This window comes from Pedobacter yonginensis (assembly GCF_003173595.1).
Taxonomy (GTDB): Bacteria; Bacteroidota; Bacteroidia; order Sphingobacteriales; family Sphingobacteriaceae; genus Pedobacter; species Pedobacter yonginense.
The window spans coordinates 660,977-674,581 of sequence record NZ_QGNZ01000004.1 but is presented as its reverse complement, the minus strand read 5'-3'; the positions used below and the strand labels follow the sequence as shown (position 1 = coordinate 674,581).

General features: G+C 38.9%; 11 protein-coding genes and 1 tRNA gene. 8 read left to right on the top strand and 4 right to left on the bottom strand.

Going from position 1 to position 13,605, the window contains the following annotated elements:
- The first annotated feature begins 280 nt into the window (after positions 1-280).
- Both DHW03_RS17890 and DHW03_RS17885 read left to right on the top strand, forming a co-directional pair.
- Complete coding sequence (locus tag DHW03_RS17890; protein ID WP_109927190.1) at positions 281-2,071, top strand: ABC transporter ATP-binding protein; 1,791 nt, start codon at positions 281-283, stop codon at positions 2,069-2,071.
- Between the two features lie 78 nt (positions 2,072-2,149).
- A complete protein-coding gene (locus DHW03_RS17885) occupies positions 2,150-2,473 on the top strand; it encodes a DUF3276 family protein (RefSeq protein WP_056090700.1) in 324 nt (107 codons plus the stop codon).
- A gap of 189 nt (positions 2,474-2,662) precedes the next feature.
- Here the strand turns inward: DHW03_RS17885 and DHW03_RS17880 are convergent, their stop codons facing one another.
- Positions 2,663-3,124 carry a DUF5362 family protein gene (locus tag DHW03_RS17880; RefSeq protein WP_109927244.1) on the bottom strand — a complete coding sequence of 154 codons (462 nt, stop codon included), beginning with the start codon at positions 3,122-3,124 and terminating at the stop codon, positions 2,663-2,665.
- Positions 3,125-3,281: 157 nt separating this feature from the next.
- Here DHW03_RS17880 and ychF point away from each other — a divergent pair, with 157 nt between their 5' ends.
- Positions 3,282-4,376 carry a redox-regulated ATPase YchF gene (ychF, locus tag DHW03_RS17875; RefSeq protein ID WP_109927189.1) on the top strand — a complete coding sequence of 365 codons (1,095 nt, stop codon included), beginning with the start codon at positions 3,282-3,284 and terminating at the stop codon, positions 4,374-4,376.
- Positions 4,377-4,621: 245 nt separating this feature from the next.
- Here the strand turns inward: ychF and DHW03_RS17870 are convergent, their stop codons facing one another.
- Positions 4,622-5,242 carry an HAD hydrolase-like protein gene (locus DHW03_RS17870; protein WP_109927188.1) on the bottom strand — a complete coding sequence of 207 codons (621 nt, stop codon included), beginning with the start codon at positions 5,240-5,242 and terminating at the stop codon, positions 4,622-4,624.
- Positions 5,243-5,251: 9 nt separating this feature from the next.
- Entirely contained in the window at positions 5,252-6,628 is a 1,377-nt protein-coding gene (mgtE, locus tag DHW03_RS17865; RefSeq protein ID WP_109927187.1) for a magnesium transporter, read from the bottom strand.
- Positions 6,629-6,968: 340 nt separating this feature from the next.
- Here mgtE and DHW03_RS17860 point away from each other — a divergent pair.
- The 4 genes from DHW03_RS17860 (at position 6,969) to DHW03_RS17845 (ending at position 11,697) form a co-directional block, all read left to right on the top strand.
- A tRNA-Arg gene (locus DHW03_RS17860) sits at positions 6,969-7,040 on the top strand.
- A gap of 208 nt (positions 7,041-7,248) precedes the next feature.
- Complete coding sequence (locus DHW03_RS17855) at positions 7,249-8,733, top strand: alpha-amylase (RefSeq protein WP_109927186.1); 1,485 nt, start codon at positions 7,249-7,251, stop codon at positions 8,731-8,733.
- A 200-nt stretch (positions 8,734-8,933) separates the two neighbouring features.
- The gene (locus DHW03_RS17850; RefSeq protein WP_109927185.1) at positions 8,934-9,488 is read left to right on the top strand and encodes a YciE/YciF ferroxidase family protein; all 555 of its coding nucleotides are present in this window, start codon (positions 8,934-8,936) and stop codon (positions 9,486-9,488) included.
- Positions 9,489-9,504: 16 nt separating this feature from the next.
- Positions 9,505-11,697, top strand: coding sequence for a catalase (locus tag DHW03_RS17845; RefSeq protein WP_109927243.1), 2,193 nt, complete (start codon positions 9,505-9,507; stop codon positions 11,695-11,697).
- Positions 11,698-11,790: 93 nt separating this feature from the next.
- Here the strand turns inward: DHW03_RS17845 and DHW03_RS17840 are convergent, their stop codons facing one another.
- Positions 11,791-12,270, bottom strand: coding sequence for an ankyrin repeat domain-containing protein (locus DHW03_RS17840; protein ID WP_109927242.1), 480 nt, complete (start codon positions 12,268-12,270; stop codon positions 11,791-11,793).
- A 272-nt stretch (positions 12,271-12,542) separates the two neighbouring features.
- Here DHW03_RS17840 and DHW03_RS17835 point away from each other — a divergent pair, with 272 nt between their 5' ends.
- A complete protein-coding gene (locus tag DHW03_RS17835) occupies positions 12,543-13,598 on the top strand; it encodes a sensor histidine kinase (RefSeq protein WP_109927184.1) in 1,056 nt (351 codons plus the stop codon).
- The last annotated feature ends 7 nt before the right edge of the window (positions 13,599-13,605 follow it).

Here is a 13,605-nt window from a genome sequence, read left to right as displayed (position 1 = left end):
CAAAAGCATTACTGAACGTTCATTTCCAAAAAATTATTCGTTTCGCAACAGATGCCCCAATAAAGATTAATGCGAGCGAGCAGGAATTGAAACGGAGAGCGGGACTGCATGACCAAGAGCATTACTGAACGTTCATTTCCAAAAAATTATTCGTTTCGCAACAGATGCCCCAATAAAGATTAATGTAAGATAAATTTTTATGGTATCTGAGCCTCCTACCACGGCCTTACATGGATATTTATGTGGCTCGAAATAACAAATTTATCTAAGTTTGTAAAATATGAAACATCTGAGCAGATTAAATAAGTATTTTCTAAAATATAAATGGTGGATTATCCCTGGAAGTATTTTCGTTGTCATATCTAACATTTTTGGCGTTGTGCCTGCCCAGGTTATTGGTTATGCGGTAGATTTAATTACCGAAAACATTCAGATTTACAATCTTTTTCAGGGCTTTGATCGGCAAGAAATCATTTACAGCATCTTTAGCAGCAATTTGCTCTATTTCGGCTTATTGGTTATTGCGCTCTATATATTGCGTGGATTATTTCTTTTTTTCATGCGTCAAACCATCATATTGATGTCTAGGCATATCGAGTTTGATATGAAAAACGATATTTACCAGCACTACCAAGAACTGAGTTTGGGCTTTTATCGCCGCAACAACACGGGCGACTTAATGAACCGAGCTACAGAAGATGTAAACCGGGTAAGGATGTATGTAGGGCCAGCCATTATGTACACCATTAATACCTTCGTTTTATCGGTATTAATTATTTGGTCGATGTTTGATGTGAATTCTAAACTGGCTACCTATTGCTTATTGCCACTTCCCTTTTTAGTGGTGATTATTTATTATGTAAATACATTAATTTTTAAAAAAAGCGGAAAAATTCAAGAACGTTTATCCGATTTATCCACTTTTGTGCAAGAACGTTTTTCGGGCATCAGGATTATAAAATCTTATGTTAGAGAAGATTATACCAGAGAAATCTTCGAAGTACAAAGCACAGCTTATAAGAGAGACTCGATGAGCTTGGTTAGGGTATCGGCCTTATTTTACCCAACCATGCTTCTACTAATTGGTTTAAGCACGATACTAACCATTTATATCGGCGGAATCCAAGTGATGAATGGCAGCATTACGGCTGGCAACATTGCAGAATTCATTATTTACATCAACCAACTTACCTTCCCGGTAACGATGCTGGGCTGGGTAACCTCTCTAATTCAAAGGGCTGCAGCTTCACAAAAAAGGATTAATGAGTTTTTGGATATTCCTTCTGATATTCAATCTAAACAAAGCGAAACATTTGATTTACAGGGCAACATTAGCTTTGAAAACGTAAGTTTCACTTACCCTGATACGGGCATTGTTGCTTTGAAAAACGTAAATTTCGAAATTAAAAACGGCGAATTTGTAGCCATTATTGGCAAAACAGGTTCAGGTAAATCTACCTTGGCCAATTTAATTATGCGCATGTACGATGTTCAAGATGGACAAATTAAGATTGATGGAAAGGATCTAACTAATCTGAACTTAAAAAATTATCGTGGGCAGATTGGCTTCGTGCCCCAAGAAGTTTTTCTTTTTTCGGATAGCATAAAAAATAATATTGCCTTTGGTTTAGATGAAGTTACGGATGAGCAAGTGTTTGATGCCGCAAAAAATGCCTCGGTGTACCACAACATAATGGATTTTGAAGAACGCTTTGAAACCATGCTGGGTGAACGTGGGATTACGCTTTCAGGCGGGCAAAAGCAACGGGTATCCATCGCAAGAGCACTAATCAAATCGCCAAAAATTTTAATTTTCGACGATTGTCTCTCAGCGGTTGATACCAAAACGGAAGAAGAAATTTTGCAAAATCTAGGTGAAATTATGCTTGGAAAAACGAGTATTTTGATTGCGCACAGAATTTCGACGATTAAAAATGCAGATAAGATTTTGGTGCTTGATGAGGGCAAAATTATCGAACAAGGCACACACCACCAATTACTTAGCCTAAATGGCGCCTACACAGAGATGTATAACAACCAACTTTTAGAAGAAGAAAGCAGAAGTATTTAAATTCTGTTAAATACTATTTTGAACTTTAAATATTTGCTTTATATTTACCGAAACCAAAAACCAACATCAATACCAACCATGGGAGAATTCGACAACAAAGAGAGAGAAGAAGTTTTTTCAAAGAAAGTAAGAGCAGGTAAGAGAACTTATTTTTTCGACGTGAAGGCTACTCGTTCGGGTGATTATTATTTAACAGTTACCGAGAGCAAGAAAAGATTAGAAGACGGGGTATTCGTAAAACATAAAATCTTTTTATACAAAGAAGATTTCGAGAAATTTGCTGAAGGCTTAACAGAAACTGTTGAATACATTAAAACTCACCAAGATGTTGTTGAAAAACGTTATGAATATTCTGAAAATGGAGAACATAGCGCTAAAACAAATGATGATTTTTCTTTCTAAGTTTATAAATTTCTATATAAAGCCTTTGTTTAAACCACAAAGGCTTTTTTGTATGAGTTCTAATTTGCTGGCATTACAGCATTAATCCATTTCCGAGCGCTTAAAAATAAATCGATTTAGCTGAATTGAGCGCGTTTAACATCTATCTCAACTAACAATAAAAATGTGCTGCTTTAGGGCTTAGGCTAACTATTTCATAGCCAGGCTTGCACCCACGATGAAAATCATGAGGAAATAAAGAAATATAATTGCGATTGTCATGATGCCCCAAAACTTAAACAACGATTTCATGTTAAGCATGGCTTCATTTAAGCTCTCCTGCTCCCCATATAAAACGGCATGCTTGCCTTTATTTGAAAATCGAAACAATAATAAGCTTGGGTAGAAATAGATAAGTGCAATAACGAAGTACATGATGGTTAAGCCAATTCCACCAATACTGGCTAGCGGGCCTAATTGATTTAGCATGGCTGGATTAGCGTTTACCGCGGCACCAATGCTTAAAGAGCCTAAAATCAAAAGTGCTGATAAGATAAAGCCAATGATGGATAAGAACTTGCTCCATTTTGTAATTTCGTAAATGTAGCTGCGCATTTCTTCGGTAACCACTAATTTTACTTCTTGAGGAACGTCTTGTTCTAAATCTTCCATAACCTTAAATCTATAATTTGGGTTAAACTTAGATAAAATATCAATTTCATACAAGCGAAAGGATTTAAATAAAGGTTTTAAAAGCTTATCTTTGCCGACTTTAAGAAAGGTGACAGGTGGGGTTTTTAATCGTAAATTAAATAATTTTAAAATATAAATGGCATTACAATGTGGTATAGTGGGTTTACCAAATGTTGGAAAATCGACACTTTTTAACTGTTTATCAAATGCGAAAGCACAAGCGGCCAACTTTCCGTTTTGTACAATTGAGCCAAATGTGGGGGTAATTACCGTACCTGATGACCGATTGACGAAACTTGCTGAACTGGTTAAGCCGAATAAAGTGCAACCGAATACAATTGAGATTGTTGATATTGCTGGCTTAGTTAAAGGTGCATCAAAGGGAGAAGGCTTAGGTAATCAATTTTTGGGGAATATCCGCGCTACAAATGCAATAATCCATGTTTTACGTTGTTTTGATGATGGCAATGTGATTCATGTTGATGGTTCCGTAGATCCAATTCGCGATAGAGAAATTATTGATACAGAATTACAGCTGAAGGATTTGGATACAGTTGACAAGCGCATTCAGAAAGTAGAAAAAATGGCTAAAACCGATAAAGATGCTAAGCGCACTTTTGAAATTTTGACCGTTGTAAAGGCTCATTTAGAAAGTGGCAGATCAATTCGTACGGCACCACTTCCTCAGGATGATTTCGACTATATTGAAGATTTGGGTTTATTAACCCAAAAACCAGTAATGTACGTTTGTAATGTTGATGAAGCTTCGGTTATTAACGGCAATAAATACGTTGATTTGGTTAAGGCAAATGTTGCCGATGAAAATGCGGAAGTTTTAGTAATTTCTGCGAAAATTGAATCGGAAATTGCTGAACTGGACAGCTATGAAGAACGTCAAGAATTTTTAGCTGATTTGGGTTTAACTGAATCTGGCGTAAATAAATTGATTCGTGCTGCATATAAATTATTAAACCTTTATACCTACTTTACTGCTGGTGTACAAGAGGTTAGAGCCTGGACCATTACCAAAGGTTTTACAGCACCACAGGCCGCAGGCGTAATCCATACCGATTTTGAGAAAGGTTTTATTCGTGCTGAAGTTATAAAATACAACGACTTTGTAACCCTAGGATCTGAAAATGCCTGTAAAGATGCAGGTAAATTAGGTGTTGAAGGTAAAACCTACATTGTTGAAGATGGAGACATTATGCACTTTAGGTTTAATGTTTAACCTACCCATCAGCTAGGAGAAAATTAGCTAATTAATGAATGATTGAATTTTGAATGAAACCGGCAATTTGCTCCAACATTCAAAATTCAATCATTCAAAACTCATTCATTCAAAATTCAATCATTCAAAACTCATTCATTCAAAATTCAATCATTCAAAACTCATTCATTCAAAATCCAATCATTCAAAACTCATTCATTCAAAATCCAATCATTGCTTCACTCAAAACCCAGACAGTCCTTGGCTTAAACTTCCAAACCAAAAGCAGCCAACTGTATCTTGGTGTCTTCGTAACTCGTATGATGTATGCCTTTTAGCCCCAAACCTTCTGCTACTTGTACAAAGAGCATCCGATCATCAATATACAAACTGGTTGCCACGTCACTTTGAGAAATATCGATAGCAACCTTAAAAATATCTGCATCGGGTTTGCGGAAATGAACAAAGCTTGAGGAAACAAAAAAATCGACAAACTCATTGAGTTTAAAGGTATTGATTCGATACTGATTAAGCTCCCTCCCTTCATTACTAATTACGGCCACTTTTAAATTATATTTCTTTTTCAAATCGCAAATGAGCGCAATCATTTCAGGATAAGGCAATGATTTTTTGAACATAAATTCTTTAAAATCATCGTAGCTAAAGCTGCGCGCTTCGAAAAACACAATTCTTTCCAAATATTCATTTAGGGTTAACTTCCCTACCTCATAAGTGTCAAAAGTAAGGTGATGGCGTTCTTCCAAATCAACAGAATCAAGATTGAAAAGTACCGCAGCCTCTCCCCTCGCTTGTCTGTCCCAGCCATTGGTTAATAAAACGCCGCCGATATCGGTAAATAAGGTTGTAATTTTCTTTTGGTTTTCCATGGATGTGAGTTATAGTAAAACGCCTTTCAAAAATAAAACTGCAAAGCTGAAATAGATAATTAGGCCGGTAACATCTACAAGCGTTGCAACAAATGGCGCAGATGAAGTTGCTGGATCGGCGCCCAGTTTTTTAAGCAAAACGGGTAGCATAGAGCCACTTAAAGAGCCCCATAACACCACAAAAACTAAAGAAACGCTAATGGTGGCGGCTATGAGGATCCAATGTTCGCCATATACGTTAGGTGCTGCAACATGCCAAACCAAAATGCGCAAAAAGCCAATCACCCCCAAGCATATACCCAGTAAAAAGCCCGAGGTAATTTCTCTACGCATCACTAGCCACCAATCTTTAATGGTTACTTCTCCAAGTGCCATCGCTTGAATGATTAGGGTTGAGGCCTGTGAACCGCTGTTGCCGCCACAAGAAATGATTAATGGGATAAATAGCGCCAATACGGTGGCTTTATGAATTTGACCTTCGAAAAAGCCCATGGCTGTAGCGGTTAGCATTTCGCCGATCATTAAAATGGCCAGCCAACCCACACGCTTTCTAACCAAATTGAAAATCGAAGTATCTAAATAGGGTTCATCCAAAGCGGCCGAACCACCAATTTTATGCATATCTTCTGTATATTCTTCGTTGGCAATCCATAAAATATCATCAACGGTTACAATACCTAAGAGAATGTTGTTTTCATCTACCACGGGCAAAGCCACGCGGTTATTCATACGGAAGATATTAATGGCGTCTTCCTGCGGGTCGTTGGCTTTTAAGGCGATAAAACGTTTATCGGTTAACTCGCCAATTATAGCATCCGGATCGGCGAGCAAAACCTCACGGATTCGAATATCATCCAAAAGCACGCCATCTTTATTGATAACATAAACTACATCAATGGTTTCCGAATTTTTTCCATACCGCCTAATGTGTGCCAGCACTCGGGTGATAGACCATTCTGGCTTTACGGCGATGTAATCGGGTGTCATTAACCGCCCGATACTATCTTCTTTGTAGCCTAAAAGTGCAAGTGATTCTTTACGTTCTTCTGGTGGCAGAAGCGTAATCATCTTTTTTACAACATCGCCTTTAAGCTCGCTAAAAAGTGCCGTTCGATCATCAGGGGGAAGATCTTTGATGATTTGATTGAGCTTGTTGCCTGAAAGTTTTTTGATGATTCGCTCCTGAGTAGGGAAATCAAGAATCCGAAAAACATTTACCGCCCGATTTAGAGAAATGGTTTCGATGAATTTGGCTGCGTACTGGGGAAGCTCATCAATCAGTTGTTCTACATCAGAGATATTCAGTTCATCCAGATATCGCTTTAAAGCCTTATCGTTCTCTTTTTCAAGCAGTTCCTGAACCTCTTCTACAACCAATTCTTCCATAAACAACTATTTTTTTTATTACATGCCTAAACCTTTATAAACGGTTCGCAAAGGTGCGCTTTTATTTTTAAAAAGCCAATTTTGATTGCCCTATGACTAATTTTTAGCTTCTTCTGAAACATCAGCCTATGTTCGAAACAAGATTTTTTTTCTTCCATTTACATCAACTACAATTTGAGACAAATGAGGTTTATTTGGATCCTCCCCAACCATTTGATTCCTCCATGGGAGCTAAATTAACAGAGAATGCGAAAGCTTGTTTGCATCAGCTGCAATAAACTTAATTTTTGCTTAGATATTACCATAAACTAAGTTTAGGATTTTCTATATTTGCACCGCCGTTCCCGTAGTTCAATGGATAGAATTATGGTTTCCGGTACCATCGATATGAGTTCGAATCTCGTCGGGAACACAAACGAGACATTAGGTTAATCCATAATCTTTGTCTCGTTTTTCTTTTCTAGCCCTCTCAATAAATTCCCACTGCTCCAATTATTGCTTTCTTGAACCAATAACGAACATTGATTTTCTATTCGATGCTTGATGCAAACTTTTTGATTGCTCATGATGTTGTATGGCAATTACGATCTACAACCAAAGTCGTAACTAGAAAATAGAATATGGAAAATTTTACAATGTTGCAGTATTTTCAGTGGTACTATCCTGCCGATGGAAGCTTATGGAAAAAAATGATAACCGAGGCTAATGAGCTTAAAACATTTGGGATTGATACTTTATGGATTCCTCCGGCACACAAAGGTATGGATGGAGGGCAATCTACGGGCTACGATGTTTATGACCGTTACGACCTAGGAGAATTTGATCAAAAGGGCAGCATTGCCACCAAATATGGCACCAAGCAAGAACTGATTGAAGCTGTAGCTGCCGTTCAGGCCGCTGGCATACAAGTTTATGTAGATATTGTGCTCAACCACATGGGTGGTGGAGATGAGACAGAGGAGGTAATGGTGCGGAAGGTAAATCCTGATAATCGAAATGAATTTATTTCTGATCCATACCCCATTGAAGCCTATACCAAATTTACCTTTCCTGGCAGAAATGGAAAATACTCAGAATTTCAATGGGATTTTCAGTGTTTTACAGGCGTAGATTATGATGACCGAACTGGTGAAAGTGCCATTTTTAGCATACAAACCGAATATGGAGAAGGTTGGCAGGATGTATTAGATACAGAAAATGGCAATTATGATTACTTAATGCTTTCTGATATAGATTTTAGAAATCCAAATGTAGTTGAGGAACTTAAAAGATGGGTAGAATGGTATCATGAAACTACAGGCTTTGATGGCTTTAGGTTGGATGCCATCAAACACATGCCGGCTGAATTTTTTAACGATTGGCTGGATCATATCCGCTCGGTAACAGGTAAAGAACTCTTTACTGTTGGCGAATATTGGTCGCCAGGACAGTTGGATGCTTTATTGCAATACATCGAGGCTACTCAGGGCCGAATGTCGCTTTTTGATGCCTGTTTGCAGGCCAACTTTTCTACAGCTTCTAAACAGGGTTCAGATTTCGATTTAGCTACTATTTTTCAAGATACTTTAGTTTCAGTACGCCCAGAACTTGCGGTAACCCTAGTAGAAAACCACGATACCCAGCCCCTACAATCATTAGAGCAAACCGTTGAATATTGGTTTAGACCTTTAGCCTATGCGATGATTTTGCTTAGAGCAACCGGTTATCCCTGCATTTTTTATCCAGATTTATATGGAGCAAGCTATTGTGACGAAGGTAATGATGGTGAAAAGCACGAAATTAAATTAGAGGCCGTGCCTGAAATACAAACCATGCTCGGTCTGCGTAAAAATAATGTTTACGGCAATCAAAGAGATTATTTTGACCATCCAAATTGCATCGGCTGGACGGTTGATGGCGCGGAAGAAAAACCTGGATCAGGTATAGCAGTTCTATTATCAAATGGCTCTGATGGCTTCAAAAAAATGGAAGTGGGCGCTGCTTTTGCAGGCAGGGTTTTCCGCGATCGTTTAAATGTAATTGATAAAGAGGTAGTGATTGATGAAAATGGTTGGGGCGAATTTTACTGTGGGGCTGGCTCGGTGTCGGCTTGGACGGCAGACTAAGATTATTCCATTAGGGATTGCCTGTAAAATCGCTAATTTTTTTGTTATTTCTTTTGGGTATTAATCGCCTTCAATAGGTTTTAATACGCCGTGGTTTTTACTGTATTTTAAGTATTTGTATCAAGAATGCATTTAAATGAATTTATGCAAAACTTTATCTTAAAAACGTGGGTTGTAAAACCAACAGCTAAAGATACATTATGAAAAATCAAGAAAATGGCGGTAGCCCAAAATTTGCCAGTAAAACAAACCAACAAGATGCACCCGCGCTGAGCGAACTCTTTAAGGACTCAATAGCTGATCTTTATTGGGCAGAAAACCATTTGGTAAAAACGCTTCCTAAAATGATTTCAGCTGCTACGGCACCAGAACTTAAAGATGCGATAACTTCCCACCTAGAAGAAACAAAAGTTCACGTTCAAAGACTTGAACAGGTTTTCGAACTTCTCGGTGAAAAGGCAATTGCAAAAAAATGCGATGCAATGGAAGGCATTACTAAAGAAGGTGAAGGCATTGTTGAGGAAACCGAAGCAGGTACCGCAACGCGAGACGTAGGAATTATTCTTGCTTCGCAAAAAGTTGAGCACTATGAAATTGCAAGTTACGGTGGCCTGTATCAATTGGCAACAACGCTTGGCCTAACCGAGATTGCCGATATTTTAGAGCAAACCCTGGCCGAAGAAAAATTAGCGGATGGCAAGCTAACCGACATTGCAGAAAACGAAATTAATTACAAAGCTGCCGAAGAGGCATAAAACTGAGGCAAACACCATGGCTAAAAAAACATCAGAAAAAAGTAAAGCACCTGCTCAGCAGGAAAATGATAAAACAAATCAATTGGAATCATTCGTTGCCGATTCAAGCGGACAATTCATGACCACAAATCATGGATTGAAAATCAATGATGATCAGAATTCACTTAAGGCTGGCGATAGAGGTGCTACTTTATTGGAAGATTTTATTTTAAGGGAAAAAATTACACATTTTGACCACGAGCGTATTCCAGAAAGAATAGTGCACGCAAGAGGATCAGCAGCACATGGAACATTTAAGGTATATGAAGATATGTCTGAATGGACAAAAGCTGCCTTCTTATGTGATCCAGGAGCTGAAACACCAGTATTTGTCCGTTTTTCTACTGTTGCTGGCTCAAGGGGATCAAGCGATCTTGCTAGAGATGTACGCGGCTTCGCCGTAAAGTTTTACACCCAAGAAGGAAATTTCGACCTTGTAGGAAACAACATGCCTGTATTTTTTATTCAGGATGCCATTAAGTTTCCCGATCTTATCCATGCAGTAAAGCCAGAGCCAGATAATGAAATGCCTCAGGCGGCTTCGGCGCATGATACATTTTGGGATTTCATCTCACAAATGCCAGAATCATCACACATGGTGATGTGGGCCATGAGCGATCGCGCACTTCCACGCAGTTACAGAATGATGGAAGGTTTCGGTGTGCACACATTTAGGTTTGTAAATACAGAAGGTGTTGCCAGTTTTGTGAAATTTCATTGGAAACCACTCCTTGGCGTTCATTCCGTAGCTTGGGATGAGGCACAAAACATTTCTGGAAAAGACCCAGACTTTCATAGAAGAGACTTATGGGATGCCATTGAGGCTGGTGCATTCCCAGAATGGGAACTCGGTGTTCAAATTGTACCTGAGGCAGATGAGTTTAAATTCGAATTTGACTTATTGGACCCAACAAAGTTGATTCCTGAAGAACTTGTACCTGTACAACGCATCGGCAAGATGACCCTTAACCGTAACCCTGAGAATTTCTTTTCAGAAACAGAACAGGTTGCATTCCATGTTGGTCATATCGTACCAGGAATAGATTTTACAAATGATCCGCTTTTACAAGGTAGATTGTTCTCCTATACCGATACACAGCTTATTCGCTTAGGCGGTCCAAATTTCCATGAAATTCCGATAAATCGACCTGTTGTGCCTGTAGCCAATAACCAGCGAGACGGCTATATGAGACAAACCATCAACAGAGGAAAAACAAGTTATGGCCCAAATGCCATTGCCAACAACGATCCACAACAAGCTAAAGCAGCAGAGGGTGGCTTTGTAAGTTACAACGAACGCATTGATGCCAAAAAGATTCGCGCAAGAAGCAGAAGTTTCTTCGATCATTTCTCACAGGCACGCTTATTCTTTAATTCTCAAAGCGATCCAGAAAAAAATCACATCACCGATGCATTGAGTTTTGAACTCGGAAAGGTAAAATCGGTGGCGATAAGGGAGCGTATGCTTGCCGTACTTGCACAAATTGATAAGGGCCTTGCAGGCGAAGTGGCTTATGCTTTAGGATTGCATATTCCAAAAATTGCTTTAGAAGATCTAAATAATAGCATTCCAGCGGATGGTGATAGAGCAGAGTATGCTTCAACCAATCCGAAAGGAAGCTTGGCAACATCTGATGCCTTGAGCATGGCACATACGGTAAAGGATACAATTAAAACCAGAAAAATCGCCATTCTTGCAGCCGATGGTGTAAATGAGAAATCATTAAGCTCGGTTAAAGATGCACTCATTGCAGAAGGTGCAGTGGTTCACATCATCGCTCCTAAATTGGGTGAGATTATTTCCGAAGAAAATAAGAAAATTTCGGTTGACGAAAGCCTGCTTACCGCTGCTTCGGTATTGTATGATGCTGTGTATGTACCTGCAGGTGGAAATTCAGTAGCAACACTAGAAGCTGAGGCAGATGCCATACATTTTCTAAATGAGGCTTTCAAGCACTGTAAAGCCATAGCGGCAGATGAAGGTGCATTGCAAGTTTTGGAATCAACTTACTTCTTTAAAAAACTTCCTGCTGATTATGAAGAGGAAACTGTTTTACGAGAAGGAATAATTGTTGGCGATCATGCCAGCAGTTTAACCAAAACGTTTATCAAGATGATTGGTATGCACCGATTTTGGGAACGCGAAAATCCACGAAAAATCCCTGCATAAGGGCACAAAAAAACTGAAGACTTTTTAAAGGTCTTCAGTTTTTTTTTGATTGAAAATTAACCAATCAAAAAGATTATAAACTTATGCCATCAACTAAGCTGGAGTGCTCAGTATTTGTAATCCAATTTCATTTCCTTGTAAAGCCGCAAATTCTGCCGCTGTTTTGCCTTTAACATCCAAAATTGACGGATCTGCACCGGCATCCAACAATAGTTTCAACACATCATTCCGCCCGAACATGGCTGCGAACATCAGTGCAGTACCACCATTGCCATGCTGTAAGTTTAAGTTTGCGCCTTTATCAATCAATAGCTTAGCAATTTCTATATATCCTTTGAATGATACGCCCATCAGTGCAGTATTTCCCCCGGCATCAGCAGCATCCAAATCAGCCCCAGCATCGATAAGTAATCTTGCGGCCTCCAATTGATTGTTGTAGCAGGCAATAATTAAAGCCGTATAGCCTTTTTCATCTCTATAGTTCAAATCTACATTCCTGTTGATGAGCTCTTTGATAACTTCCAATTCGCCTTTTCTAGCTGCTGGAATGATAAGAAGATTTAGATTTTCCATGCATCTACAACCATATTTAACGCTAAAGGTTTTTATAAAATTTAGCCAAGCAACGATTGCTTGCTCACTAACCTTCATTTCGCTAATTGCTCGGTTTGGCGCGGATTAAGACATGGTATTGATATAGTTACATACCTAGCCCGATTAATACCAAAGAATATGCTTATAATGAGTATTATTATGTTAGCTTTATACATTGGCCAGACAGCCTATTCCCCATCATTCTGTTTGGTTTAACCCCCCTCTTATTTTAAGCCGCTGAGCAGAAATTTATGAAAAAAAACGACTCTGATCAGCTAATTATTGCCAAGCGTGAAATTGCTTTCCAAAATGAGGAAAAAGAGAATAGCGCGACTGAGCTCGACATTGCCAAGCATGAAATTGCCTTTCAAAACGCCGAAAAAGAAAAACGTGCAGAGGAGCTAATTTTGGCCAACCGCGAACTGCTCTTCCAAAATGAGGAAAAGGAAAAGCGTGCCAAAGAACTTGTACTTGCAAATAAAGAACTTGCTTTTCAAAACCGCGAAAAAGAAAAACGAGCTAAAGAGTTGATTGCCACAAACAAAGAACTTAAGAAAGCACAAGACAATATTCGCAAGTTGAACGATGAACTCGAACAAAAAGTTGTAGAGCGCACCGCACAATTGCAATTGGCCAATAAAGAATTAGAATCCTTTTCTTATTCTGTATCGCATGATTTAAGGGCACCAATCCGGGCAATAAACGGATATACCAAAATCCTGCTCGAAGATTACTCAGAAAGTTTTGATGAAGATGGAAATCAGGTTTTGGACGCCATCATCAGCAACTCAAAAAAGATGGGTTTACTCATTGATGATCTACTCGCCTTTTCTAAATTGGGCAGAAAAGAGGTGTCGCTTTCTGCGATTAATATGAACGAACTTTTAGAATCTGTTCTGGGCGAGTTTATTACATCAAGCGGAAAGAATAATCAAAAATTTGAAATCAAAAAACTCCCCCCTGCTTTGGGAGATAAGTCGCTAATTAGGCAAGTTTGGATTAATCTCATCTCAAATGCAGTTAAATACAGCGGACACAAGCCAAATCCAAAAATCCAAATCGGCTCTACAACTACAGGCAATGCGGTTACATACTACATAAAAGACAATGGTGCAGGCTTCGATATGCAATATTACGACAAACTTTTCGGGGTTTTTCAGCGCCTGCATTCTCAGGATGAGTTTGAAGGAACAGGAATTGGGCTGGCCATTGTGCATAAAGTGATCATTCGCCACAATGGCAATGTATGGGCAACCTCTGTGCTTGGAGAAGGTGCTTGCTTTTATTTCAGCCTTCGCAAGGCTTAACACATTA

What these genes read in the sequence shown, in the direction of transcription:
- DHW03_RS17890 (WP_109927190.1), top strand. Translation starts at nt 281, where the DNA reads ATGAAACATCTGAGCAGATTAAATAAGTATTTTCTAAAATATAAATGG.
- DHW03_RS17885 (WP_056090700.1), top strand. Translation starts at nt 2,150, where the DNA reads ATGGGAGAATTCGACAACAAAGAGAGAGAAGAAGTTTTTTCAAAGAAA.
- DHW03_RS17880 (WP_109927244.1), bottom strand. Translation starts at nt 3,124, where the DNA reads ATGGAAGATTTAGAACAAGACGTTCCTCAAGAAGTAAAATTAGTGGTT.
- ychF (WP_109927189.1), top strand. Translation starts at nt 3,282, where the DNA reads ATGGCATTACAATGTGGTATAGTGGGTTTACCAAATGTTGGAAAATCG.
- DHW03_RS17870 (WP_109927188.1), bottom strand. Translation starts at nt 5,242, where the DNA reads ATGGAAAACCAAAAGAAAATTACAACCTTATTTACCGATATCGGCGGC.
- mgtE (WP_109927187.1), bottom strand. Translation starts at nt 6,628, where the DNA reads ATGGAAGAATTGGTTGTAGAAGAGGTTCAGGAACTGCTTGAAAAAGAG.
- DHW03_RS17855 (WP_109927186.1), top strand. Translation starts at nt 7,249, where the DNA reads ATGGAAAATTTTACAATGTTGCAGTATTTTCAGTGGTACTATCCTGCC.
- DHW03_RS17850 (WP_109927185.1), top strand. Translation starts at nt 8,934, where the DNA reads ATGAAAAATCAAGAAAATGGCGGTAGCCCAAAATTTGCCAGTAAAACA.
- DHW03_RS17845 (WP_109927243.1), top strand. Translation starts at nt 9,505, where the DNA reads ATGGCTAAAAAAACATCAGAAAAAAGTAAAGCACCTGCTCAGCAGGAA.
- DHW03_RS17840 (WP_109927242.1), bottom strand. Translation starts at nt 12,270, where the DNA reads ATGGAAAATCTAAATCTTCTTATCATTCCAGCAGCTAGAAAAGGCGAA.
- DHW03_RS17835 (WP_109927184.1), top strand. Translation starts at nt 12,543, where the DNA reads ATGAAAAAAAACGACTCTGATCAGCTAATTATTGCCAAGCGTGAAATT.